Raw genomic sequence first — 24008 nt, forward strand, 5'->3', positions numbered from 1 at the left:
TTGCCCGTGCCTTTGTTGCTGCCTTCGTCTTTTGCCTTGTCGCCGCGGGGATTTCCCCATGAGCAAGCCGGTGCCCCCAACCCCCAACGGCGCTGGCTCTGGTCGCTTGCCCGACTACGCCGAGCTGCACTGCCTGTCCAACTTCAGCTTCCAGCGGGGGGCGTCGCACCCGCAGGAGCTGGTCGAGCGGGCAGTGAAGCTGGGCTACCGGGCATTGGCACTGACCGACGAGTGCTCGGTGGCCGGCGTGGTGCGGGCGAAAGGGAAGGCGGAGGAACTGGGCCTGCATCTCATCGTCGGCAGCGAGTTCCTGTGGGGGGACCTGCGTCTGGTGGCGCTGGCGCGCGATGCCGAGGGCTGGGGCAATCTGTGCGAGTTCATCACCGCAGCGCGCGCCGCCGCACCCAAGGGCCAATACCACGTGGGCCCGGGCAGCCCGTTTGGTTTGCTGCAGGGTTGCGAGCTGCTGCTGGCGCCCATCAGGTCGCGCTTTGATGCTTCTGATTTGATAGCTGTCAGCGCTTGTGTAGCAAGCGGTAGGGCACAATTTGACGCTGGTTTTGAAGGCCATGTCTGGCTGGCTGCCGAGCTGCACCTGGCGGCGGACGATGGAATGTGGCTGGCTGCGCTGCAGCAGGTGGGGGCCGAGCTGAACCTGCCGCTGGTGGCCGCAGGCGACGTGCACATGCACGCCCGCTCCCGCAAGCCGCTGCAGGATGTGATCACCGCCGTGCGCCTGGGTTGCACCGTGGCCGAATGCGGCTTTGCGCTGCAGGCCAACGCCGAGCGCCACCTGCGCCGGCGCGTACGGCTGGCGGGCCTGTACCCGCCGGACCTGCTGGCCGCTACGCTCACCGTGGCGGGGCGCTGCACCTTCAGCCTCAACGATGTCAAGTACCAGTACCCGCTGGAGACCGTGCCCGAAGGCATGACACCGGCGCAAGCGCTGTCCTGGCTGGTGGAGTCGGGCGTGCAAGGTCATTACCCGGGGGGCGCACCCGACGCCGTGCTGGCGCAGATCCGCAAGGAGCTGGACCTGATCGCGTTCTGCAAGTACGAGATGTACTTCCTCACGGTGCACGACATCGTGCGCTACGCGCGCGGCGAGGGCATCCTGTGCCAGGGGCGCGGCTCGGCGGCGAACTCCGTGGTCTGCTACGTGCTGGGCATCACCGCAGTGCCGCCCGAAAACACCAATCTGCTGTTCGAGCGCTTCATCAGCAAGGAGCGCAAGGAGCCGCCCGACATCGATGTGGACTTCGAGCACGACCGCCGCGAAGAGGTGATCCAGTATATCTATGGCAAATACGGACGCGACCGCGCTGCCATTGCCGCCGTGGTCACCTGCTACCGCACCCGCAGCGCCTTGCGCGACGTGGGCAAGGCGCTGGGCGTGGGGCCTGCGCTGGTGGATGCGTTTGCCAAGGACCACCACTGGTTCGACGAAGAGATTGCCACCGACCGGCTGCAGGAGCTGGCCGAGGCCGTGGGCACGCCGCTGCACCGGCGCACGGCCCAGCTCTGGCTGGACCTTGCGGCCGAGCTCATCGACTTTCCGCGCCACCTGAGCCAGCACGTGGGCGGCTTCGTGCTCACGCAGGGCAAGCTCACGCGGCTGGTGCCGGTGGAGCCTGCGAGCATGGACAACCGCTCCGTCATCCAGTGGGACAAGGACGACCTGGATGACATGGGCCTGCTCAAGGTGGACGTGTTGGCGCTGGGCATGCTCAGCGCACTGCGCCGCTGCTTGAACCTGCGCGCAGTTTTGCGCGGCGAGCGCTGGGGCCTCAAGGACATCCCGCACGCCGACCCCGCCACCTACGACATGATCTGCGCTGCCGATACGGTGGGCGTCTTCCAGATCGAGAGCCGCGCGCAGATGAGCATGCTGCCGCGCCTGCAGCCGCGCGAGTTCTATGACCTGGTGGTGGAAGTTGCCATCGTGCGTCCGGGCCCCATCCAGGGCGGCATGGTGCACCCGTACCTGAAGGCACGAGAGCGCAGGCGCAGGGGCGAGCCGCTGCAGCTTGAAAAGCCCGAGCTCGAAACCGCGCTGGCGCGCACGCTGGGCGTGCCGATCTTTCAAGAGCAGGTGATGCAGATCGCCATGGTGGCCGCAGGCTTCAGTGCCGGCATGGCCGACGACCTGCGCCGATCCATGGCGGCATGGAAGCGCCGGGGCGGCGTGCACCGCTTCGAGCGCCCGCTCGTCGGCGGCATGGAGGCGCGTGGCTACCGCACGGAGTTTGCCCAGGCCATCTTCCAGCAGATGCTGGGCTTCGGCGAATACGGCTTTCCGGAAAGCCATGCCTACAGTTTTGCCCTGCTGGCCTACGCCAGCAGCTGGCTCAAGTGCCACGAGCCCGCGGCCTTTCTGGCGGCACTGCTCAACTCGTTGCCCATGGGGTTCTACACCGCATCGCAATTGGTGCAGGACGCGCGCCGCCACGGCGTGCGGGTGCTGCCCATCGACGTGACCCAGAGCGATCTCGACTGCACGCTGGAGGGCGACCTGGAGCACCTGCGGCCCCACAAGGGGCTGCAGGCGCCGCCCCTGCCGCAACCGGCGGTGCGGCTGGGCCTGCGCCTGGTGGCCAGCCTGCAGGGAGATGCTGCCGAGCGCCTGGTGCAGACGCGCCTGGCAGGCCCCGCCTTTGCCAACACCGAAGACCTGGCCCTGCGCGCGCAGCTGAGCCAGCAGGACCTGCAGGCGCTGGCCGCGGCCGATGCACTGGCCAGCCTGTCGGGCCACCGGCGCCAGCAGATGTGGGAGGCTGCTGCCCAGCATGCCGCGCCGGCCCTGCTGCGCGATGTGCCGGTGCACGAGGCGCCGCTCGCGCTGCCCGCCGCACCGGAAGGCGAAGAGATTCTGTTCGACTACGCCGCCACCGGCTTCACCCTGCGCCGCCACCCGCTGGCCCTGCTGCGCCCGCGCCTGGAGCGCTGGCGGCTGCTGAGCGCGCTGCAATTGAACGCCATGCCCCACGGCCGCAAGGTGCGCGCATGCGGCATCGTCACCGTGCGCCAACGCCCGGGCACGGCCAAGGGCACGATGTTCGTCACGCTCGAAGACGAGACCGGCCCGGTCAACGTGATCGTGTGGCCGTCGCTGGTGGACGCCTGGCGCAACGCGCTGCTGCGCTCACAGCTGCTGGCGGTGGAGGGGATGTGGCAATGCAGCGTGCCGGAAGGTGGTGCTCCAGGGCAGGGCCATGGCCCGTCTTCATCATCGCCATCGCAGGGCCCGGCACCGATGGTGGTGCGCCATCTGGTGGCCCAACGCTTCAAGGACATGACTCCGCTGCTCGGGCGCATGGCCCAGGCCCTGCAGGGCAGCCGGGATTTTCATTGAGGCGCCTGTGCACTGGCCCCGTGGAAACTCACCGCTCCAGCAGGTAGGTGTGCGGGTCGATAAAAAACGCCTTCTTGTAGCCCTGCGTGGAGCCATCGGCCTTCCACGGCGCGGGCAGCATCCGCACGATGGAATAGTGCAGGTGGGGCGGCTTGCCCTGCGCGTTGCCGCTGGCGCCCAGCGTACCGATGGCGCTGCCGGACGCCACCACAGACAAGGCCCCGGTCTGGATCGAGTCCAGGTGCGCAAAGTAATGCAGCCGCCAGCGGGGCCCCAGCACCAGCACGACCTTGCCGCCTTTGGAGATCTCGCCCGTATACAGCACGATGCCATCCGTGGTGCTCAGCACGGGCGTGCCCACCTTGCCGAAGATGTCGATCCCCTTGTGCACACCCGAGGTGCCCCAGGGCTCGAACCAGAATGATTGGGGGTTCCAGTCCCGGGCCGATGCTCCGGCCACGGGGATGCGGATGCGCTCAGGGAGCAGCAGGCCGACCACCAGCACAGCCAGCAGACCCAGGCACAGGTTTCTTGCAATTTTCATGAACGGGCAACGCGAATGCGCCGGGGCGCGAGAGCGCGATTATTCCGCGTGGCAGGGGGAGGGCAGGAGTTGGGTCGCTGTAGCGCAGGGCAGGGCTGTGCGTGCGGCCCATGCCCTGGCCCCCCTGTGGGGCTCAGCGTGCGGTCGCTGCCTTGCTGGCCGCTTGCCGCGCAGGTTGCGACGCAGTCCCCGCTGCACCCTGGGCGCCCGGCTTCACGGGCTGCTTGCCCAGATCCAGCAGCGGCTTGCAGTGCGTGTCATCGTCGGCCGCCGGCACAGTCACCGGGATCAGCGCCAGCGCCACAGGGGCCACGGCCGCGGCCACCACCGCAGCGCCCGCGCGCAGCAGCAGCGGGCCGGCTTCCACGCCGACGTCGGGGTTTCCGAAGGTGCCCTTCACGTACAGCGGCGAGCGCAGCGAGAAGAACTTCCACTCCAGCGACTCGGGCTTGATGCGCAGGTTCAGCTCCTCGGTGCCCAGGTTGATGGTGCCGGTGGCCTCGATGATGGCGTCGTCGGTGCTCATCTTCACCACGCGCGTGGTGGCCAGGCCCTCCACCACCGTGAAGTCGGCCACCGCGCAGCGCAGGTGCACCTCCTTGGTGTCGCCAAAAAGTTTGCCCACCACAATGCTGCCCACGTTCAGCGCGGCCAGGTCCAGCATCTGCTTGCTCAACGTGCCCTCGCGCACATACAGCCGCATCTCGCCAGTGCCCTTGCCCAGCAGGCCGGCCACACTGTTGCCGGTGCTTTCCAGGGCGATGGCGCCATCCATGCGGCCAAAGCTCTTTTTCATGAGCTGCACCTTGGGGAACAGGGCCGACAGCTGCAGGCCCTGCACGGTGCCCCGTATCTGGGCCTTGAGCGGCGCAGCGCGCCCGTCGATGCTCACCTGCGACTCGATCTTGCCCTCGGCCACGCCGAAGGTCAGCGGCGCGAGCTTGAGCTGTGCGTTCTCCATCACGGCATGCACGCTCAGGTCTTGCAGCGGCAGGCTCTCGGGGCGGATGATGTGCCGGCCCTTGAACACGATGTCCATGTCCATGGCGTTCCAGCGCTCGGCCGCAAATTTCGAGTCTGGCAGTACCTTGCCCTTGCCCACCCGTTCGCGGCCGCGGTTGGTGTTGTCGGGCTTGCTGGTGCCGATGGTGGGACCCAGGTCCGCCAGGCGCAGCTGGTTGGACGTCATCGTGCCGGTCAGGCGCGGGCGTGGCTTGCCCGATGTGTACTTGAGCGATCCGTGCAGATCGCTCTGGCCCACCTTGCCGTCGAAGTTGTCGTACTGCCACACGGCGCGTTCAGGCTCCAGGCTACCGGTCAGGCGGCCATCGGTCTCGAACGGCGGCGTATTGGGCAGCACCAGCCCTGTCACTTCGTACAGGTCGGCCATGCTGTCGGCCTTGAGCAGCACCTGAAAGTCCAGCCCCGACAGGGCGCCCGGATTGGCCAGAATCCCTTCGGCCGACAGCGCCACGCTGCCTGCGCTCGCGTCGATCTGCAGCGGGTAGTTGACCACCTTGTTGCGCAGGCTGATCACCTGGCCCGCGCGTCCCTGGCCCTTGATCTGGGCCTTCATGTAGCGGCCTTCCAGTTCGAACCGCAGACCGTAGGGGACAGCCTCTGTGCTGCCGACGGCGGTGTTGCCCGCGGCGCTACTGCCTGGGGCCGATGCAGCGGCAACCGATGGCGCGGCGGCCTCCGACGACGCGCGGGCGGGTGCAGAAGCCTTGGCAGAAGCCGCTTTGGCGGACGAAGCCGTGCTGCCCTGGGCAGCGCGCCGCTTAGGAAGCTCTGGCGCGGTGGTATCCAGCCGGGCACGCACGTCCAGGTCTTTCATCCCGTCCGCATAGGCGAGAACCCCCTGGTGCACGATGAGGCGGTCCACATCGAAGGACCATCCGCTGCTCGGCCCATCCTTGCGCTTGAAGGTCCAGTTGTTGCTGCCGTCGGCCGTGCGGGCGAAGGCGATGTCCGGGCCCGCGAGGTCCACGGTGTCGATGGCCACATGCTGGCCCAGCAGCGGCCACAGGCTCAGCGTGGCGGTGGCACTGCCGATGCGGGCCATGTGGGTGCGGGCTTCGGCTTCCTGGGTCGATGGACCTGCCTTGCCGGCTGCTGCCTTGCCATCGGTGCGCCGAAATGGCGGAACGAATGCATCGGGGTTGTCCATCACGAGGTTGTCCGCCTTGACGGTGACACCGGGCAACCAGCGCTGCCATCCATCCTCCAGCGGCTGGGGCCAGCGCCAGGCGACCGACAAATCCCCTTCAATCGCAAAGTGCCGCCCCGTGGCCTCGCTCACCTTCGCGTTCACCCACGGCTTGGCGCGGTTCCAGTCCATGACGGCGACCAGGATGGCCAACACCACCAGCACGGCGAGCAGCAGACCCAGCAGCCACAGGCCCCAGATCGCCACGCGTTGCACAGGGCTGCGCGCCGTGCGCCGGGCAGCTGTGTCCGAAGCTGACGGGCGGGCGGGAGAAGGATGGATGGAGTCGGAAGGCATGCAGCGAAGGGTGATGGAGAAATGGTTGCGTGGGGGTCATGCGCCTGGGCGAACGGCGATGCGGCTGCGCAGGCCGGCCACTGGGGCCCGGTGCCCAGGGGCTGCACCATGTACGCGATGCTAGACCGCATCGCCGCAGACTGCGGCCCTGCGCTGCCAACTGCCGCCGTTGTCCTACAGTCCAGGCTTTGCTGCCGCCGCACCTAGAATGCGCGCCATGCACAACCCCCGCCACGCCTATGTCCCGCCCCCGCGCGACGGTGTAGGGGCCAGTTGCGTGGTGCTGCCCAGCCATGGTGTGGGCAGCATGCTCGACTTTCTTGCGCAGCGGCTGCAGGTCGTCTCGCGCACGGAATGGCTGCGGCGCCTGCAGGCGGGCGATGTGGTGGATGAGCGCGGGCAGACCGTGCAGCCCGACCGGCCCTTCGAGAGCGGCCTGCGGGTGTACTACTACCGCAGTCTGGACGACGAGCCCGCGCTGCCGTTCACAGAAACCGTGCTGTACCAGGACGAGCACCTGGTGGTGGCCGACAAGCCGCATTTCATGCCGGTCACTCCTTCGGGCCGCTACCTGCACGAGACGCTGCTGGTGCGCCTGAAGCACCGGCTGGGCTTCCCAGAGCTGTCGCCGCTGCACCGCATCGACCGCGACACTGCGGGCCTGGTGCTGCTGTCGGTGCAGCAGCACACCCGGGGCGCCTACCAGGCCTTGTTCAGAGACCGGCAGATCACCAAGCACTACGATGCCATTGCCCCCTGGCGCGCCGACATCGGCTTTCCCCGCGAGCACGCCAGCCGGCTGGAAGAAAGCGCGCAGTTCTTTCGCATGCAGGAGGTGCCGGGCGAGCCCAACAGCCTGACCCGTATCGAAGTGCTGGAAGTGGCCGAGCCCTGGGCGCGCTACCGGCTGTCGCCAGTGACCGGCAAGCGCCACCAGCTGCGCGTGCACATGGCGGCCCTGGGTTTGCCTCTGCGCAACGACCCGTTCTACCCCGTCGTGAATGACCCGCCCGAGGGTGACTACTCCCATCCCTTGCAGCTGCTGGCGCGGTCGCTGGAGTTCTGCGACCCAGTCACGGGCGGGATGCGCAGGTTTGAGACGGCTCAGTCACTGCCGCTGGGCTGAGCCGCGATCGGGGGAGGCGCATGCCCGGGCCAAGCGGAGGGCTGCCCGATGGCGCCCAGCAATACAAGGGTTTTCCCTATGTGCTAAAGGCCATTACGCGGTGTGTGGTTTTGTGTTTTGCAGTAGATGCGGTACTTTTAGCGGCCCCGATGCACATCGCTGCATAAATTACAGAAAAGCACAAGATGACTTCATCAAACATCCGCCATTCCGTGGCTTTCAAGCTGTCCCTGACAGCATTGCTCAGCCTGCTTGTGGTGTTGCTGGTGACCATGGGCCTGGTCAGCGTGCTCTTGTGGAAGGATTTCGGGCGGCTCTCACGCGACGACGGCGTGCAGTACGCGGCCCAGGTGCGCACCCTCGTGCAGTCGTTCGATGAAACGGCGCAAGAGCAGGCCAAGCGCGACTTCGGACTGTTCAAGTCCAGCCTCTCAGGCAAATTCGAAGTCAGCGAAACACCGGGGGCCGACGGCAAACCCGAAGCAGTGCTGTCGTTTGAAGGCGCAGCCCTGAACGGCGACTTCCAGGCCGTGGACAAGTTCACCAAGGACAGCATGGGCGGCGTGGCCACCATCTTCGCGCGCTCTGGCGAGGACTTCATCCGCGTCACGACCTCGCTCAAGAAGCAGGATGGAGACCGTGCCTACAAGACGCTGCTGGACCGCAAGCACCCTGCCTACGCGCTGATGAACGAAGGCAAGACCTACATCGGCCGTGCCAACCTGTTCGGCCGCGACTACATGACGGTGTACGAGCCCATCCGCGAAGGCAACCGCACCATCGGCATCTTGTTCATCGGCTCGGACATGGGCCCCATCCTGACGAAACTCAATGCCGTGATGGCCGGGCAAAAGCTTTACACCACCGGCGCGGTCTACTCGGTCAGCCTGGCGGCGGGCCCATCACGGGGCAATGTGTTCGGTCTGGCAGGTGCGCCGGTCAAGCTCGACGAGAAAGACAGCGACGCCAAGGCCTGGATGGCATCGCTGGAAGGCATCGAGCAAACAGGCTCGTTCGAGTCGACTTGGTCGCCCCGCCGCACCGGCGCGGGGGACACCGCTCAGCGCTTCGTGGCGGTGGAGCGCTACAAGCCCTGGAACCTGGCCATCGTGGCCGAGGCGCCATTGACCGAAATGATGCAAGAGGCGCGCACCGTGCTTACCTGGCTGTGGCTGGGCGTGCTGGTGGCGCTGGTGCTGCTGGCCGCAGTGCTGGTGTTCGTCACGCGGCGCCTGGTGGGGGCCCCGGTGCAGCAGCTGAGCACCGCCTTGGGCTACCTCGCCCAGGGCGACTTGTCACACGCGGTGTCGGTGCGGTCCCGCGACGAGATCGGCACGCTGGCCGAGGCCATGGAGGGCTTTCGCCGGCGCCTGGTCGAGAGCCTGAGCACCGTGCGCACCAGTGCCGACAGCGTCTCTGCCGCCAGCACCGAAATCGCCCAGGGCAACCAGGACTTGTCGGGCCGCACCGAAAGCCAGGCCAGCTCGCTGGAGCAGACTGCCGCCAGCATGGAGCAATTGGGCGCCACCATCCGGCACAACGCAGACAACGCGAGCCAGGCCAACCAGCTCGCGGTGGGTGCCAGCCAGGTGGCCACGCGCGGCGGCGAGGTCGTCTCGCAGGTGGTGTCCACCATGAAGGACATCCATGCCAGCAGCAACCGCATCAGCGACATCATCGGCGTGATCGATGGCATCGCCTTCCAGACCAACATCCTGGCGCTGAACGCCGCCGTGGAAGCCGCCCGTGCCGGCGACCAGGGCCGGGGTTTTGCGGTGGTGGCTGCCGAAGTGCGCAACCTGGCCCAGCGCACCGCGGCGGAGGCCAAGTCGATCAAGGAACTGATCGGCGCCAGCAGCGCCATGGTGCAGCAGGGCTCTGCCCTGGCCGACCAGGCGGGCACCACCATGCAGGAGGTGGTCGGCGCCATCCGCCGCGTGGCCGACATGGTGGCCGAGATCAGCTCTGCCAGCCGCGAGCAGACCGCGGGCGTGGGGCAGGTGGGCGAGGCGGTGACCCAGCTGGACCAGACCACGCAGCAGAACGCCGCCCTGGTCGAAGAAATGGCCGCTGCCGCCAGCAGCCTGCGCACGCAGGCGCAGCACATGGTGTCGGCGGTGGCGCAGTTCAATCTGGGCGGGGCAGGGCATGCGGGCGGCTCGCCATCGCTGTCGCTGCCGTCGTCCGCGCCGGCGCAGCGCTGAGCGGCGCCCGGCCCCACCCCGGGGTCAACCCCGCACGGCGGTGGCCTTTGAGGCTGCCGCGTATTGCCCGGGCGTTTGCCCCAGCACCTTGCGAAACGCCGTCCCCATGTGCGACTGGTGGGTGAAGCCGCAGTCCAGTGCGATGGACGCCAGCGGCTCGGTGCCGCGCCGTAGCAAGGCGCGGGCGGCCTGCACGCGCGTCTCGACGATGAAGGCATGGGGTGTCATGCCCACAAGCTGCGTGAATTCACGCAGGAAACGCAGGGGCGCCTTGCCCTCGGCCTGCGCCAGTTGCGCAATCGTCAAGGGCTGGGCGTGGTCGCTGGCAATGCGGTCCAGAACGCGTCCGTAGACGGTGCGCAATGGCCGGTCGGCGCCGCTCTTCCTGCCAGAGCGCTTGGCCCAGCCGTCGATTCCATCCAGTCCATCCAACCCCGCTAGGCCCGTTGAGCCCACTCGCCCTGCCAGTCCAACAAAATCCAAAGTCGCCTGCTCGACGGCCAGCGCATCAGGCGCAGGTTCCAGCAACAGCCGCCGCAGATGCTGAGCCGCCAGCAGCGCCTGGGCATGCCCCGTCCCCTCAATACGGCGGTATGCACCGCGGTGCCCGCCAGGCTCCTCTACAACACCGCCGGACCAGCGCACCACCAGGTACTCGCCACCCGTCGCGGATTCAGAGAAAACATCTACGCCGGGCGGTGTGTATGCCAGCGTGCCGGGCCAGGTGTCGAAGTCCTTCCGGCGGTCGGAGCCGATGGCGTGCACGCCCCGCTGGCGCTCCAGCGCCATGCCCACGGAATGCGTTCGCACCGGGTCGCTGGCGCTGTAGGGACTGCGGCTCAGCAGCGCCACCTGCAAGTCTTGCAGGGCGTTGGCATCCAGAATGAGGGGGTGGTCTGGCATCACGGGGCCGGGGCAACGGGGCAACGGGGCAACGGAGTAGCGGGGCTGAAATTTCATGATATCCGCCCGCCACATGCCCATCGATACTGCCCGCATGAACACCCCCGCACACCAGGGCACCGAGAGCGCCCGCACCATCGGCCTTATCGGCGGCATGAGCTGGGAATCCAGCGCCGAATACTACAAACTCATCAACCAGGATGTGCGCAGCCGCCTGGGGCCGCTGCGCTCGGCCCGCCTGCTGATGTTCAGCGTCGACTTCGGGCCCATCGAGCAGGCGCAACACGCAGGTCGGTGGGACGACCTGGCCGGCATGCTGGAGGGCGCCGCCAGGCGTTTGCACCGCGGCGGCGCGGACTGCGTGGTGCTGTGTACCAACACCATGCACAAGGTGGCAGACCGTATCGCGGCGGCGGTGCCCATTCCCTTCCTGCACATCGCCGACCCGGTGGGGCGCGAGGCCGCACGCACCGGGGCGCAAGTGCTGGGCCTGCTGGGCACGCGCTTCACCATGGAGCAGCCCTTCATGCGCGAGCGCCTCGCGCACGACCACGGCCTGCAGGTGCTGGTGCCGGATGAGCCGGACCGCGCCGAGGTGCACCGCATCATTTATGAAGAGCTCTGCACGGGCGTGGTCCGCGATGCGTCCCGCAAGACCTACCAGCGCATCATCGAGTCGCTGGCGCAGCGCGGCGCGCAGGCCGTGGTGCTGGGCTGTACCGAGATCACGCTCTTGATCCAGCCGCAGGACAGCGTGCTGCCCGTGCTGGACACCACGCGGCTGCACTCGCAGGCGGCGGTGGACTTTGCGCTCGGTGGCCGCTGATCCATCACCGCCATCCGCACAGGGGCCGGGTGTCCACCACATGAAGATGCGGCGAACGCCTGCACGAAGAGGCTGTGTCGTAGGCAATGATCCGGGGTTCATTCACCTTCCACAGCCTCGTGCTGCAGCGCCCCATGCCCAAATCCTCGCCCATTGCAACGGACCCTTCTGCTCGCGGCATGGTGCGCGTGCGCGGAGCCCGTGAGCACAACCTCAAGGACGTGGATGTGGACATCCCGCGCGATGCGCTCGTGGTATTCACGGGCGTGTCGGGATCGGGCAAGTCATCGCTGGCCTTTGGCACCCTGTTCGCCGAGGCGCAGCGGCGCTACCTGGAGTCCGTGGCGCCCTACGCACGCCGCCTGATCGTGCAGGCCGGCGTGCCACAGGTCGACAGCATCGAGGGCCTTCCCCCTGCGGTGGCGCTGCAGCAGCAACGGGGCACACCCAGCACGCGGTCTTCAGTGGGCAGCGTCACGGGCATATCGACCCCGCTGCGCATGCTGTACTCGCGCGCCGGCCGCTACCCTGCAGGCCAGCCCATGCTGTATGCGGAGGATTTTTCGCCCAACACGCCGCAGGGCGCCTGCCCGCATTGCCATGGCCAGGGGCGCGTGTACGAGGTGACCGAGCAATCGATGGTGCCCGACGATTCGCTGACCATCCGCGAGCGCGCTGTGGCCGCGTGGCCCACCGCGTGGCAAGGGCAGAACCTGCGCGACATCCTGACCACGCTGGGCCACGACGTGGACACGCCCTGGCGCGACCTGCCCAAGAAGCTGCGCCACTGGATCCTCTTCACCGACGAGCAGCCCACCGTGCCGGTGTACGCAGGCTTCAACGTGGCCGAAGTCAAGGATGCGATCCGCCGCAAGCTCACCCCCAGCTACATGGGCACCTTCACCGGGGCGCGCCGCTACGTGATGCACACCTTCGCCCACAGCCAGAGCGCGCTGATGAAAAAGCGGGTAGCGCAGTACATGGTGGGCACGCTGTGTCCGGTGTGCCATGGCAAGCGGCTCAAGACCGAGGCGCTGTCGGTCACTTTTGCCGGGCACGACATCGCCGCGCTGGCACAGCTGCCGCTCAAGGCGCTGGCCGACCTGCTCCGGCCCGCCGCAGAAGGCAGGCTGGGCGAAGGTGAGCCAGAACTGAGCGGCCGCGCCACCCGGGCACGCAAAAAGCGCACTGCCCCTGGCGATGCGCATGCGGCGGCGCCCGACGTGCACCGCACGCACTGGCTGTCTGAAGAAAAGGTGATGGCTGCGCAGCGCCTGGCTGCAGAGGTGCACCGGCGCGTGCTGGCGCTGATCGACCTCGGCCTGGGGTACCTGTCGCTCGACAGGTCCACGCCCACGCTGTCGCCGGGCGAGCTGCAGCGGCTGCGCTTGGCGTCGCAGCTGTCATCACACCTGTTCGGCGTGGTCTACGTGCTGGACGAGCCCTCGGCCGGCCTGCACCCTGCGGACGGCGAGGCGCTGCTGTCGGCCTTGCAAAACCTCAAAGCCGGCGGCAACTCGCTGTTCGTGGTCGAGCACGACCTGGCCACCATGCAGCGCGCCGACTGGCTGGTGGACGTGGGCCCCGCCGCTGGCGAAGGCGGTGGCGAGGTGCTCTACAGCGGCCCGCCCGCCGGCTTGGCGAAGATCGAGCGGTCGCAAACCCGGCGCTATCTGTTTGGCGACGGCCATGCCGGTGTTGGCGGTGGTGCTGCCCCGGTGCACGCGCCGCGCCAGGCCCAGGACTGGCTGCAGCTTGAAGGCATCACGCGCAACAACCTGCAGGACCTGGATGTGGCTTTCCCCCTGCAGTGCATGACGGCGGTGACCGGTGTTTCCGGCTGCGGAAAATCCAGCCTGGTCAGCCAGGCCCTGCTGGAGCTGGTGTCGGCGCACCTGGGCCGCCCGGTGGTGGCAGACCCAGAGGACGATGCAGCCGACGCATCGGCTGCAGACGGCGCAGCCTTTGGCTCCATCCCGCTGGTAACAGCCGCTGCCACGGTGGGCCGCCTGATCGCTGGCAGCGAAGGCATCAAACGCCTAGTGCAGGTGGACCAGAAACCCATCGGGCGCACGCCGCGCTCCAACCTGGCCACCTACACCGGCCTGTTCGACACCGTGCGCAAACTCTTCGCCGCCACACCCGCTGCGCGCAAGCGGCGCTACGACGCGGGGCGGTTTTCATTCAACGTGGCCAAGGGGCGCTGCGAGACCTGCGAGGGCGAAGGCTTCGTGAGCGTGGAGCTGCTCTTCATGCCCAGCGTGTATGCACCATGCCCCGCATGCCATGGCGCCCGGTACAACGCCGCCACGCTGGAGATTGTGTGGAACGGCCTGTCCATCGCCGATGTGTTGGGCCTCACGGTCGATGCGGCGTGCGACGTCTTTGCCAACGAGCCGCAAGTGCTGCGCCCGCTGGCCGTGCTGCGCGACATCGGCCTCGGCTACCTGCGCCTGGGCCAGCCCGCCACGGAGCTCAGCGGTGGCGAGGCGCAACGCATCAAGCTGGCCACGGAGCTGCAGCGCCAGCAGCAGCGCGGCGGAACGCTGTACGTGCTCGATGAGCCCACCACCGGGCTGCACCCGGCCGACGTGGACCGCCTGCTCGCGCAGCTCGATGGCCTGGTTGAAGCGGGCAACACGGTCGTCCTGGTAGAGCATGAGATGCGCGTGGTGGCCGCCTGCGACTGGGTGATCGACCTGGGCCCCGGTGCGGGTGATGAGGGCGGGCGCATCGTGGCGCAGGGCACTCCCCAGGCCGTGGCATCCAGCCATGGCAGTCGCACGGCTCCGTATCTTTCCAAGGCCTTGGTTTGATACCTCGCAAGTGGCACTGAAAGGTTGCACGTGGTCAGGTGCCGGCCCCAAGTTAACGCATCGTCCAGCGGCAGCAACGGCCGCGGCACAAAAACAAAGAGCCTGTCACGTCATTCCCATTTTCAAGCGGGTATGCATGGCAGGCTCTGGGCGAATCGCTGACGATACAGTCGCCAGCGATCAGGGCGAGAAATCTGGAGCGGGTGAAGGGAATCGAACCCTCGTATGAAGCTTGGGAAGCTGCCGTTCTACCATTGAACTACACCCGCGAAGGCTGCAATTATAGGCAGCATCTGCCGGGGTCCAGAACCCCCGTCCACCCAAGCGCGCAAAACGCATATTCATAGCCGATCTTGTTGGTTGGGCAGATGGGCTGTGCGCCCTAAATTCCTTTCACCTGCTGCACACCGGCGCAGGTTCTCTTCACAGACTTGGAAAGGACGCCCATGACAGCCCCACGCAACCCTTCAACACGTTCCACCTGGAGCGCCTGGCTTCGCACCTGTGTGGCGGGCAGCATGGTGGTGTGGGGCGGGGCTGTGCTGGCTGCCACGCCCATCCCGGCCGGCCCGCTGGTCAGCACCGAATGGCTGGCGCAGAACCTGGACAACCAGCAGGTGCGCATTGTCGAGGTGAGCGTGAACCCGGGCCTGTACGAGCGCGGCCACGTGCCCGGCGCCGTCAACTTCTCGTGGCACCAGGACCTGAACGACCGCGTGCGCCGCGACATCGTCAGCAAGGAGGGCTTTGAAGCCCTGCTGTCCAAGGCCGGCGTGTCGCCCGACACCACCGTGGTGCTGTACGGCGACACCAACAACTGGTTTGCCGCCTGGGGCGCGTGGGTGTTCGACATCTATGGCGTGAAGAACGTCAAGCTGCTCGACGGTGGCCGCAAGAGGTGGGAGGCGGAGAACCAGCCGCTCAACAACCGCGTGCCTGAGTTCGCCGCCACCAGCTACAAGGTCGGCCCGGTCAACACCCAGCTGCGCGCCCGTTTGTCGGACGCACTGGCCGCTGCCGAGGGCAAGACCAACGCCAAGCTGGTGGACATCCGCTCGGCCGATGAATACAGCGGCAAGATTTTTGCGCCTGCTGGTGTGCCCGAACTGAGCATCCGTGCCGGCCACATCCCCGGTGCGGCCAACGTGCCCTGGGGCCAGGCCGTGAAGGAAGACGGCACCTTCAAGTCTGCGGATGACCTCAAGAAGCTCTACGCCAGTGCTGGCGTGGACGGCAGCCGGCCCATCATCACGTACTGCCGCATCGGCGAGCGCTCCAGCCACACCTGGTTCGCGCTGTCCAAGATCCTGGGCTACAACGTGAAGAACTACGACGGCTCCTGGACGGAATACGGCAACTCGGTCGGGGTGCCCATCAACAACCCGGCAGGCACCGTTTGGGCGGCCAAGTGAATTGGAGAGAGTGAAGCGACGATCGAGAGACAGCGAAAGTCTGCGACCAGTCCACGGCTTTTGGTAGGGGGTCTCTTTTACAGCCCGCTTCGTGCGGGCTTTTTTTTGTGTGTACCTGGGGCCTGCGTTTGTCGGGCATCCATTCACATCGTCTCACCGGCCCCGTTGATCCATCCACTGACCTATGCGCTCTTCATTCCGATTTCCCCCGGGCACGGCGTGGCTGGCCTTGACCCAGCTGGCCGCCCTGGTCGCCGGCGCCCAGTGGCTGCAGGGCCAGGCGGGCGGGCGCACTCTGGTGTTCGCACTGGCGTGTGGTGCGGTGCTGGGCATCGTGCTGCAGCGATCGCGCTTTTGCTTTTACTGCCACGCGCGCGACTGGTTCGAGGACCGCAACCCGCGGGGGCTGCTGGCCATCGTGCTGGCGCTGGCCGTGGGCGTGGTGGGCTACACCGTGGTGCTGGGCAGCTGGCTGCCCGTGCCGCAGCCCGGCAAGCTGCCGCCGGACATGCACATCGGCCCGGTGAGCTGGGTGCTGGTGGCGGCGGGGCTGTCGTTCGGCGCGGGCATGGTGGTGTCGGGTTCGTGCATCAGTGCGCACTGGTACCGGCTGGCCGAGGGTTCTGTGGTGTCGCCCTTTGCGCTGGTGGGGTCGGGGCTCGGATTCATCCTCGGCTTCAAGACCTGGAACGGCCTGTACAGCGCCAGCGTGGCCGATGCGCCGGTGGTGTGGCTGCCGGCGCACCTGGGGTACGGCGGCGCCCTGCTGGTGCAACTGGGCGTGCTCGCGCTGGTGGCTGCGTGGCTATGGCGCGGCTTTGCGCGTGAGGCTGGCGGGCCGCGTGCGGGCGGCGTCCCTCCGTTGCCCGAGGTGTGGCGCAGCCTCTGGACGGGGCGCTGGCACTACTGGGTGGGCGGGCTTGCCGTGGGCCTGATCGGCGCGTTCGCCATCGTGCGCATGCGGCCCCTGGGCGTGACGGCCACGCTGGGCGGTGCGGCACGGCAATGGGCGCAAGGGCAGGGGTGGATACCGGCCCGGCTGGACGGGCTCGACGGCTTTGCGGGCTGCGCCACGCTGCCGCCGTCCACCTGGCTCACGCCCAATGCGCTGCTGTTGGCCGGGCTGGTGGCCGGGGCCTTCGTGGCGGCGTTGGCCAGCCGCCAGTTCGCGCCGCGCTGGCCCACTTGGCGCGATGCGGCGCGGGGCCTGTCGGGTGGGGTGCTGCTGGGGTGGGGTGCGATGACGGGGCTGGGCTGCACCATCGGCACCTTGCTGTCGGGTGGCATGGCGGGGGCGCTGTCGGGCTGGGTGTTTGGCGCTGCGGTGTTCTTTGCGGTGTGGGCGGGGCTTTGGGGCCAGCGTGTGGTCCGGCAGCGGGGTTTTGGCGCGCGTTGAGCCTGTTCGCCCAGGTCCTCCCGGGGCCTTAGTCCATGGCCTTCCTAGGGCCATTGCGGCCTGCGGTCCCGTGCGCGGTCACGGCGTTGGCTGACGCGCGAATACCGGTCACTGCGGCACGATGCCTGCTCGGCCCCGCGTGAGGGCCCACCGCGAGAGGGCATGAATGGCTTCGAAGGACACTGGCAGCAAGGAACCCCGCACCGGCAAGGGGAGCGAAAAGCAGGACGACAAGGACTCCAAGGCCCAGCGCGAGCTGGGCATCCTCGGCCCTCACGGCGACATGAGGCTGGCGTCCGTCATCATCAATGGCTACAGCCTGGAGCTGCGCGACCGCGAAAGCGACGGGTTCGTGGGCGACGTGGCCAGCGGCACCGCGTTTCGCCACATGCTCGATGCCTGGCGAAAGCTCGTCACCTCCATGTCAGGCAAGGACCCCTTCGGCAGCAAGGCCACGCGCGACTTCTCCAAGAAGCAACTGGACAAGCTGGCCGACAAGAACGACGACGCGGCGCACGCCCTGGAGCAGGCCGCCGAAGACTACGCACTGCAGCTTGCCGGCGTGGTGCAGCGCTTCATGAAGCAGCCCACCTGGCGCGATGTGGAGCGCGTCATCCTGGGCGGGGGCTTTCACCAAAGCGAGTTCGGCAGCCGCGCCATCGACCGGGTGCGCGACATCCTCAAGGCCGACAAGACCCCGGTGGAGCTGCACACGCTGCACCACCACGCCGACGAGGGCGGCCTGATCGGCTGGGTGCACCTGGCGCCACCGGCGCTGCTGCAAAGCTACGACGCGATCCTGGCGGTGGACATCGGTGGCACCAACGTGCGCTGCGGCATCGTGCAGACCCACCTGCACCGCGCGCCCGACATGTCGCTGGCCGAGGTGGTGCGCCGCGAAAAATGGACGCACAAGGACGACAGCCCGCGGCGCGATGAACTGGTCGAAGGCATCGCCGAGCGGCTGGAAGACCTGATCGCCCATGCCGAGAAAAAGAAGATCGCGCTCGCACCCTACATCGGCGTGGCCTGCCCCGGCCTGATCGTGGAAGACGGCTCCATCGCCGGGGGCACGCAGAACCTGCCCGGCAACTGGGAGAGCACCCGCTTTCACCTGCCGCGCGACCTGTGCGAACGCCTGCCCACCATCGGCCACGGCCGCACCCAGGTGTGCCTGCACAACGATGCGGTGGTGCAGGGCCTGTCGCAGCTGCCCTTCACGCAGGACGTGAGGCGCTGGGCGGTGCTGACCGTGGGCACGGGGCTGGGCAATGCAAGCTACACCAACCGGTCACCGGTCGGTGATGAGTGACAATTTGAATAACAAATGCCGCTCGCGCCCGGTGCGCAAGCGGCAGTAGCTATCGAAATGATAGTGATCGGCGCAGGGCACACGGCCCTACGCTGACGCGGCCGGCGTTACTGCTGGATGTCCCCCAGGCACAGGTACTTGATCTCCACGTAGTCGTCCATGCCGTGGTGCGAGCCCTCACGGCCCAGGCCGGACTGCTTGACGCCGCCGAACGGCACATGCTCGGTGGCCAGCAGGCCCACGTTGACGCCCACCATGCCGTACTCCAGCGCCTCGCCCACGCGGAAGATGCGGCTCACGTCGCGGCTGTAGAAGTAGCTGGCCAGGCCGAACTCGGTGTTGTTGGCGGCGTCGATGGCCTCCTGCTCGGTCTTGAACTTGAAGACCGGCGCGAACGGGCCGAAGGTCTCTTCGCGTGCACACAGCATGTCGGGCGTGGCGTCGGCCACCACGGTGGGCTCGAAGAACTGGCCCGAACCCAGGCTTTGCAGTCGCTGGCCGCCGGCCACCACCTTGCCGCCCTTGGCCAGCGCATCCTGAACGTGGCGCTGCACCTTCACGAGCGCGGCTTCCTCGATCAGCGGGCCCTGGTTCACGCCGGCCTCGAAGCCGTTGCCCACCTTGGCGGTTTTGACCTTGGCCGCGAACTTGGCCACGAACTCGTCGTACACGCCTTCCTGCACGTAAAAGCGGTTGGTGCAGACGCAGGTCTGGCCGGCGTTGCGGTACTTGCTGGCGAAGGCTCCTTCGACCGCGCTGTCGATGTCGGCATCGTCGAACACGATGAAGGGCGCGTTGCCACCCAGCTCCAGCGACATCTTCTTGACCGTGGGGGCGGACTGCGCCATCAGAATGCGGCCCACCTCGGTGCTGCCGGTGAAGCTGATGTGGCGTACCACGTCGCTCGCGCACAGCACCTTGCCGATGGCAATCGAGTTGTCGCTGTCGGCGGGCAGGATGTTGAACACGCCCGGCGGAATGCCCGCGCGGATGGCCAGCTCGGCCGCGGCCAGGGCGGTGAGCGGGGTGAGCTCGGCCGGCTTGATGACCACGGGGCAGCCTGCGGCCAGCGCGGGCGCGACCTTGCGGGTGATCATGGCCAGCGGGAAGTTCCAGGGCGTGATCGCGGCGCACACGCCGATGGGCTGCTTGAGCACCATCAGGCGGCGGGTGTTGTCGAACTGTGGCAGGATCTCGCCGTTCACGCGCTTGGCCTCTTCGGCAAACCATTCCACAAAGCTCGCGCCGTAGGCGACCTCGCCCTTGGCCTCGGCCAGCGGCTTGCCTTGCTCGGCGGTCATGAGGCGGCCCAGGTCGTCCTGGTTCGCCATGAGCAGGTCGAACCACTTGCGCAGGATGATGCTGCGCTCCTTGGCGGTCTTGCGCTTCCAGAGGCCCCAGGCCTTGTTGGCGGCGGCAATGGCCGCCTCGGCGTCGGCCGGGCCCAGGTTGGCCACGTCGGCGAGCTTCAGGCCCGTGGCCGGGTCGTTCACGTCGAAGCGGCTGCTGCCCGCCACCCATTGGCCGTCGATGAGGCCGTCGGTCTTGAGCAGGCTGGGGTCGTTGAGCTGGGCGAGGGGGGATGTCTTCATGTCCATGGGAATGCTTCCGGATAGGCGAAGGATTGGGGCACAGAGTGCGCGGACTACGGGTGTCGTAGGTGGCGGCCAGAGCCTCTGCTGCGTGGGTAAAGGCTAGCACGGAGCGACGTCGCGGTTGTCACCCATGCGGCACTGGCATGAGCGACTGGGCCGGTGAGGACGGCTGGAACGGTGGGGGCGGATATACCTGCCTACTGCTGGTGCGGCCGCGCCAGCCGCAGCGAGGACAGATGAGGTGGCGGTGCCGCCAACTGGGCTGCAGCGCTTGTTGGTTAAGCGTAAGATGCTATGAAAAAAGTAGTAAAGACGTACCAGGCACAGTAGACTTGTCATCCGCCTGCCCGCAATGCAAGCTTCACCGGTCGATGATGTGCCGCGCAAACCGCTCCAGGTAGTCCAGCAACTGCTCGGCACCGGCCACGGCGTGCGCTTCGTCACCGCTGGCGATGCCCTGGGCCAGGTGCATGTGGGCGCGGGCCCCTTCGGACACCTCGCCCTCGTGCTGGTAGGCGTACCAGAACCGCCGGCACTGCACGATGAGCGGCTGCACGCTTTTGACGGCGGAATGGTTCTGGCAGGCCTGGTGCACCACCACGTCCAGCGCGTGGTCGGCCTGCATGTAGTCGTCCAGGTGGCCGCGCGCCGCGGCATCCACCATTTTCTCGGCGCACAGCACGATGGCCTGGCGCTGCGGCGCGGTGGCGCGGCGGGCGGCGCAGGCGGCGATCAGGCGTTCCAGCACACGGCGCGTCTGGATCACGTCCAGGTGGTCCGCCAGGTCGATGTGCGACACCAGCAGCCCGCGCCGCGGCTGCTGCGCGATCAGGCCGATGGACACCATGCGCAGCAGCGCCTCGCGCACGGGAGTGCGGCCCAGGCCGGTGCGTTCCACGATCTCGGCCTCGACCACCGGTGAGCCGGGCAGCAGTTGCAGCGTGGAGATCATGGTCTCGATGACGTCATAGGCCACGTCGGCCGCGCGCCGCTTGAGGGCCGGGTCTCGCTGGGTGGGGGCGCTGCGGATGGTCATGGAGGGCGTGTCCGGTGTTGTAAGTGTTGTGTTTGGAACGGAATCTTAGTGGCCTCAGGGTATGACCCCGCGGGCGCCACGGCAAGCAGCGCGTGTGCGCGGGGGGGGGCTGATGTTGCTCGATGGCAGTGGAGGCGCGAAAGGGGACCAGCCACCGCGCAGTGGCGCCTTGTCAACCGGTGTGCCGCGGGGCCTCGTCGGCACGGATGCCCGTTGCTGCCAGCGTGCCGATGCGCACGGGCGCCAGCAGGTGCCGCGGCGGGGCGGGCGTCCACCCCAGCAGGTGGTGCGTGGCTGCGCCGCAGATGCGGCCCTGGCAGGCGCCCATGCCGCAGCGGGTGTGCAGCTTGGCGTCGATCCAGCCGGTGCGCTGGGCAAGGTCGGCGTAGCGCACGTCTTCGCAGCGGCACACCAGCGTGTCCGGCTCGGCCAGCCGGCGCAGCGCGGGCTGCAGCGCAAAGTGCCGGTGCAGCGCGTCCGCAAAGGCATGCCAGCGGGCGCGCTCGGCGTGCAGTGCGCGGGCGGCGGCGATATCGCCCACAGCGATGTGGCCGGCAATGGCACCTTCGGCGCGCGAGCGCTCGCTGCCGCCAAAGCCGGTGCACTCCCCCGCGGCCAGCAGGCCCGGCACAGGATCGACGGGGTGTGGTTCGCCGGGGCCGTGGGCGGCGCCACCGCGCAGCAGTCGCTGGTCCGCATCGACCGCCAGGCCCTGGCGCTCGCTCACGCGCCCGCCAAGCATCTGGCCGAGTTCGGTGTTGGGCACCAGGCCAAAGCCGCAGGCCAGGCGGTCGCAGGCGACCTGACGCTCCTGCCCGCCCTGGCGGAGCGTGACCGACTGCACCGCGCTGTGTAGGTTGTGGGCGCCGTGGGCGCGCACCACATGGCTGTCGGCGCGGTACACCGCGGGCAGCAAGGCTGCGGCCTGTACGGCCTTGCCCGGCCAGCGCACCAGGCTGGCACCAAAGCGGGCCAGCGCAGTCCAGGGGGCCTGCTCGGCCACGGCGACGACCTGTGCGCCGGCTTGGCGGGCGGTGCGCGCAGCCGCCAGCAGCAGCGGGCCGCTGCCCGCCACCACGATGCGCTGGCCGGCCACCGGCAGGCCGCCCTTGATGAGGGCCTGCAAGCCGCCGGCGCCGGTCACGCCCGGCAGCGTCCAGCCGGGGAAGGGCAGCAGCAGTTCGCGCGCGCCGGTGCACAGGATGATCTGGCGGGCGTGCTGCACCCAGCCGCCCTGTGCGTCTTCGAGCCACAGCGCATGCAGGCCCGCGCTGCGCGCCGTCTGCTCGGCCAGGCCCACCACGCGCGTGCCGCAGCGCAACTGCACATGGGCGTGGCGCTCCAGCGCTTTGCGTTGCTGCCGGGCGGCGGGGGGCAGCGTGACGCCCGGGCCGTCGCGCCAGATCTGGCCGCCAGGGGCAGGGTTGTCGTCCAGCAGCACGATGCGTGCGCCGCTGGGCGCAGCCGCCAGCGCGGCGGCCAGCCCGGCAGGGCCTGCGCCCACGATGAGCAGGTCGCAGGTGGAGGGTGGGGCGTCGGGGGATGCGGTGGGAGTGGCGGTGGTCATGGTGGGCTGCTGTTCGCGGTCTGCAAGCCGGTGGCCACCTGCATGCCGTCGCGGCACAGCGTCTGGCAGGCCAGGCGGCGCACGCCGTCGATCTGCACGCGGCATTCGTGGCAGATACCCATGCCGCACAGCGGGGCGCGCACCTCGCCGCGCACCGAGCGGCGCGTGGCGCCCGGCGGCTGCGCTTGCGCCAGGGCCGCGGCCACGGTGGTGCCGGGGCGCACCTGCACGGAATGGCCGTCCAGCGACAGGGTGATGGTGGCGGGGTCGGTCATGCCTGCAGCGATGCGAAACGGTGGGCTGCGAAGGGCGCAGCGTCGAGCGGCAGCGGGGTGCCCGTGATCTGCGCAGCCAGCAACTGCGCCGTGGCCGGTGCGGTGGTCACGCCCAGCCCCTCGTGGCCCACGGCCAGCCAGAGGTGCGGGCGGTGCGGGTGCGCGCCGATGATGGGCAGGCCATCGGGCGTGGCCGCGCGAAAGCCTGTCCAGGTGCGGATGGCGTTCAGGTCGGCCAGGCCCGGCAGGTACTCCAGCGCGCGCTGCAGCATGCGCGCCAGCACGGCGTCGTTGACCGCCGGGTCGGTGGTGTCGAATTCGCGCGACGAGCCGATCAGCAGCTGCCCCGTAGGCCGCGGCTGCACGTTGAAGGCCACCGACGTGCCGTCGCTGTGGTGCGCGCTGGTGATGTAGCCCAGCTCCACCAGCTGGTGGTGCACGGTGCCGGGGTAGCGGTCGGTGATGAGCAGGTGGCCCTTCTTGGGGCGCAGGGGCAGGCCGGGGCACAGCGCGGCGGCGTGGATGCCGCTGGCCAGCACGATGGCGCCCGCCTGGCGCGTGCTGCCGTCCCGCAGCGTGGCGCACTGGCCGTCGATGTGCACGACCTCGGCCTCTTCGATGCACAGACGGCCAGGGCCGCCGTGCAGGGCGGCGTCGTCCAGCAGCCACTGCGCGGCGCGCGGGGCGTACACCACGCTGTCAGCAGCAACGCGCAGGGCACCGGCCATGCCGGGGCGCAGTGCCGGCTCGGCGCGCGCCAGGGCGGCAGCGTCGAGCAGTTCGCAGTCCACGCCGTGGGCTTGCAACGTGGCGCGCTTGTCCTGTGCGGCCTGCAGCTCGGCGTCATTGGCGGCCAGCCACAGCGTGCCGCAGGCGCTGAAGGCGCAGCCCGCATCCATGCGCGGCGCCCAGGTGTGCCAGAGGTTCAGCGACGCTTGGCTGAGCGCGAGCTCCGCCGGGTTGTCGTCCATCAGCACCAGGTGCCCCATTCCGGCCGCAGTGGCGCCGCCCAGGCGCGCGTCGACGATGCGCACCGACAGCCCGGCCTGCACCAGCGCGTGCGCGCAGGCCGCGCCGATGATGCCGGCGCCGATCACGAGGACATCGGTGTGCTGCATGGCAGAAAAGTACGCAGTGC

16 protein-coding genes and 1 tRNA gene are annotated in these 24008 nt (G+C 68.4%); 8 read left to right on the top strand and 9 right to left on the bottom strand.

Going from position 1 to position 24008, the window contains the following annotated elements; all coding sequences use genetic code 11:
* Positions 1-58 precede the first annotated feature (58 nt).
* On the top strand, positions 59-3352 hold the full coding sequence (locus ACSQ3N_RS11870; protein WP_056168655.1) for an error-prone DNA polymerase: 3294 nt from the start codon (positions 59-61) through the stop codon (positions 3350-3352).
* Between the two features lie 28 nt (positions 3353-3380).
* Here the strand turns inward: ACSQ3N_RS11870 and ACSQ3N_RS11875 are convergent, their stop codons facing one another.
* Both ACSQ3N_RS11875 and ACSQ3N_RS11880 read right to left on the bottom strand, forming a co-directional pair.
* Entirely contained in the window at positions 3381-3896 is a 516-nt protein-coding gene (locus ACSQ3N_RS11875) for a M23 family metallopeptidase (RefSeq protein WP_056168663.1), read from the bottom strand.
* A gap of 133 nt (positions 3897-4029) precedes the next feature.
* Positions 4030-6402: an AsmA family protein gene (locus ACSQ3N_RS11880; protein WP_436146353.1), complete on the bottom strand. Its 2373-nt coding sequence runs from the start codon at positions 6400-6402 to the stop codon at positions 4030-4032.
* A 217-nt stretch (positions 6403-6619) separates the two neighbouring features.
* On the opposite strand from ACSQ3N_RS11880, the gene ACSQ3N_RS11885 reads away from it, so the two are divergent.
* Both ACSQ3N_RS11885 and ACSQ3N_RS11890 read left to right on the top strand, forming a co-directional pair.
* Complete coding sequence (locus tag ACSQ3N_RS11885; RefSeq protein ID WP_436146354.1) at positions 6620-7528, top strand: pseudouridine synthase; 909 nt, start codon at positions 6620-6622, stop codon at positions 7526-7528.
* A gap of 185 nt (positions 7529-7713) precedes the next feature.
* Complete coding sequence (locus ACSQ3N_RS11890) at positions 7714-9732, top strand: Cache 3/Cache 2 fusion domain-containing protein (RefSeq protein WP_436146355.1); 2019 nt, start codon at positions 7714-7716, stop codon at positions 9730-9732.
* A 24-nt stretch (positions 9733-9756) separates the two neighbouring features.
* On the opposite strand, the gene ACSQ3N_RS11895 is transcribed toward ACSQ3N_RS11890, so the two are convergent.
* A complete protein-coding gene (locus ACSQ3N_RS11895; RefSeq protein ID WP_056168670.1) occupies positions 9757-10635 on the bottom strand; it encodes a helix-turn-helix transcriptional regulator in 879 nt (292 codons plus the stop codon).
* Positions 10636-10729: 94 nt separating this feature from the next.
* On the opposite strand from ACSQ3N_RS11895, the gene ACSQ3N_RS11900 reads away from it, so the two are divergent.
* Both ACSQ3N_RS11900 and ACSQ3N_RS11905 read left to right on the top strand, forming a co-directional pair.
* A complete protein-coding gene (locus ACSQ3N_RS11900) occupies positions 10730-11461 on the top strand; it encodes an aspartate/glutamate racemase family protein (protein ID WP_056169339.1) in 732 nt (243 codons plus the stop codon).
* A gap of 134 nt (positions 11462-11595) precedes the next feature.
* Positions 11596-14277 carry an excinuclease ABC subunit A gene (locus tag ACSQ3N_RS11905; protein ID WP_436146356.1) on the top strand — a complete coding sequence of 894 codons (2682 nt, stop codon included), beginning with the start codon at positions 11596-11598 and terminating at the stop codon, positions 14275-14277.
* Between the two features lie 195 nt (positions 14278-14472).
* On the opposite strand, the gene ACSQ3N_RS11910 is transcribed toward ACSQ3N_RS11905, so the two are convergent.
* Positions 14473-14546, bottom strand: a tRNA-Gly gene (locus ACSQ3N_RS11910).
* Positions 14547-14795: 249 nt separating this feature from the next.
* Between ACSQ3N_RS11910 and ACSQ3N_RS11915 the strand changes: the two genes are divergently transcribed.
* The 3 genes from ACSQ3N_RS11915 to ACSQ3N_RS11925 all read left to right on the top strand — a co-directional run bounded on the left by ACSQ3N_RS11915 (position 14796) and on the right by ACSQ3N_RS11925 (position 18397).
* The gene (locus ACSQ3N_RS11915) at positions 14796-15689 is read left to right on the top strand and encodes a sulfurtransferase (RefSeq protein ID WP_436147947.1); all 894 of its coding nucleotides are present in this window, start codon (positions 14796-14798) and stop codon (positions 15687-15689) included.
* A 184-nt stretch (positions 15690-15873) separates the two neighbouring features.
* The gene (locus ACSQ3N_RS11920) at positions 15874-17085 is read left to right on the top strand and encodes a YeeE/YedE family protein (RefSeq protein ID WP_436146357.1); all 1212 of its coding nucleotides are present in this window, start codon (positions 15874-15876) and stop codon (positions 17083-17085) included.
* Positions 17086-17251: 166 nt separating this feature from the next.
* Positions 17252-18397 (top strand): ROK family protein, encoded by a 1146-nt coding sequence (locus tag ACSQ3N_RS11925; RefSeq protein ID WP_436146358.1) that lies wholly within the window; start codon positions 17252-17254, stop codon positions 18395-18397.
* Between the two features lie 107 nt (positions 18398-18504).
* Here the strand turns inward: ACSQ3N_RS11925 and ACSQ3N_RS11930 are convergent, their stop codons facing one another.
* The 5 genes from ACSQ3N_RS11930 to ACSQ3N_RS11950 form a co-directional block, all read right to left on the bottom strand.
* Positions 18505-19995 carry an NAD-dependent succinate-semialdehyde dehydrogenase gene (locus ACSQ3N_RS11930; protein WP_436146359.1) on the bottom strand — a complete coding sequence of 497 codons (1491 nt, stop codon included), beginning with the start codon at positions 19993-19995 and terminating at the stop codon, positions 18505-18507.
* 358 nt (positions 19996-20353) lie between these two features.
* A complete protein-coding gene (locus tag ACSQ3N_RS11935; RefSeq protein ID WP_056168681.1) occupies positions 20354-21028 on the bottom strand; it encodes a GntR family transcriptional regulator in 675 nt (224 codons plus the stop codon).
* A 172-nt stretch (positions 21029-21200) separates the two neighbouring features.
* Positions 21201-22595 carry an FAD-dependent oxidoreductase gene (locus ACSQ3N_RS11940; RefSeq protein WP_436146360.1) on the bottom strand — a complete coding sequence of 465 codons (1395 nt, stop codon included), beginning with the start codon at positions 22593-22595 and terminating at the stop codon, positions 21201-21203.
* Entirely contained in the window at positions 22592-22870 is a 279-nt protein-coding gene (locus ACSQ3N_RS11945) for a 2Fe-2S iron-sulfur cluster-binding protein (RefSeq protein WP_056168687.1), read from the bottom strand. Before ACSQ3N_RS11945 ends, ACSQ3N_RS11940 begins: the two co-directional genes overlap by 4 nt.
* Positions 22867-23988 carry an NAD(P)/FAD-dependent oxidoreductase gene (locus tag ACSQ3N_RS11950; protein WP_056168691.1) on the bottom strand — a complete coding sequence of 374 codons (1122 nt, stop codon included), beginning with the start codon at positions 23986-23988 and terminating at the stop codon, positions 22867-22869. The genes ACSQ3N_RS11945 and ACSQ3N_RS11950 overlap by 4 nt, the downstream gene beginning before the upstream one ends.
* Positions 23989-24008: the final 20 nt, after the last annotated feature.

It is taken from the genome of Acidovorax sp. LjRoot194 (genome assembly GCF_964253015.1).
Classification (GTDB): domain Bacteria; phylum Pseudomonadota; class Gammaproteobacteria; order Burkholderiales; family Burkholderiaceae_C; genus Acidovorax.

Excerpts from the sequence above, each read along its gene's own strand:
- ACSQ3N_RS11870 (WP_056168655.1), top strand. The coding sequence starts at position 59 with ATGAGCAAGCCGGTGCCCCCAACCCCCAACGGCGCTGGCTCTGGTCGC.
- ACSQ3N_RS11875 (WP_056168663.1), bottom strand. The coding sequence starts at position 3,896 with ATGAAAATTGCAAGAAACCTGTGCCTGGGTCTGCTGGCTGTGCTGGTG.
- ACSQ3N_RS11880 (WP_436146353.1), bottom strand. The coding sequence starts at position 6,402 with ATGCCTTCCGACTCCATCCATCCTTCTCCCGCCCGCCCGTCAGCTTCG.
- ACSQ3N_RS11885 (WP_436146354.1), top strand. The coding sequence starts at position 6,620 with ATGCACAACCCCCGCCACGCCTATGTCCCGCCCCCGCGCGACGGTGTA.
- ACSQ3N_RS11890 (WP_436146355.1), top strand. The coding sequence starts at position 7,714 with ATGACTTCATCAAACATCCGCCATTCCGTGGCTTTCAAGCTGTCCCTG.
- ACSQ3N_RS11895 (WP_056168670.1), bottom strand. The coding sequence starts at position 10,635 with ATGCCAGACCACCCCCTCATTCTGGATGCCAACGCCCTGCAAGACTTG.
- ACSQ3N_RS11900 (WP_056169339.1), top strand. The coding sequence starts at position 10,730 with ATGAACACCCCCGCACACCAGGGCACCGAGAGCGCCCGCACCATCGGC.
- ACSQ3N_RS11905 (WP_436146356.1), top strand. The coding sequence starts at position 11,596 with ATGCCCAAATCCTCGCCCATTGCAACGGACCCTTCTGCTCGCGGCATG.
- ACSQ3N_RS11915 (WP_436147947.1), top strand. The coding sequence starts at position 14,796 with ATGGTGGTGTGGGGCGGGGCTGTGCTGGCTGCCACGCCCATCCCGGCC.
- ACSQ3N_RS11920 (WP_436146357.1), top strand. The coding sequence starts at position 15,874 with ATGCGCTCTTCATTCCGATTTCCCCCGGGCACGGCGTGGCTGGCCTTG.
- ACSQ3N_RS11925 (WP_436146358.1), top strand. The coding sequence starts at position 17,252 with ATGGCTTCGAAGGACACTGGCAGCAAGGAACCCCGCACCGGCAAGGGG.
- ACSQ3N_RS11930 (WP_436146359.1), bottom strand. The coding sequence starts at position 19,995 with ATGGACATGAAGACATCCCCCCTCGCCCAGCTCAACGACCCCAGCCTG.
- ACSQ3N_RS11935 (WP_056168681.1), bottom strand. The coding sequence starts at position 21,028 with ATGACCATCCGCAGCGCCCCCACCCAGCGAGACCCGGCCCTCAAGCGG.
- ACSQ3N_RS11940 (WP_436146360.1), bottom strand. The coding sequence starts at position 22,595 with ATGACCACCGCCACTCCCACCGCATCCCCCGACGCCCCACCCTCCACC.
- ACSQ3N_RS11945 (WP_056168687.1), bottom strand. The coding sequence starts at position 22,870 with ATGACCGACCCCGCCACCATCACCCTGTCGCTGGACGGCCATTCCGTG.
- ACSQ3N_RS11950 (WP_056168691.1), bottom strand. The coding sequence starts at position 23,988 with ATGCAGCACACCGATGTCCTCGTGATCGGCGCCGGCATCATCGGCGCG.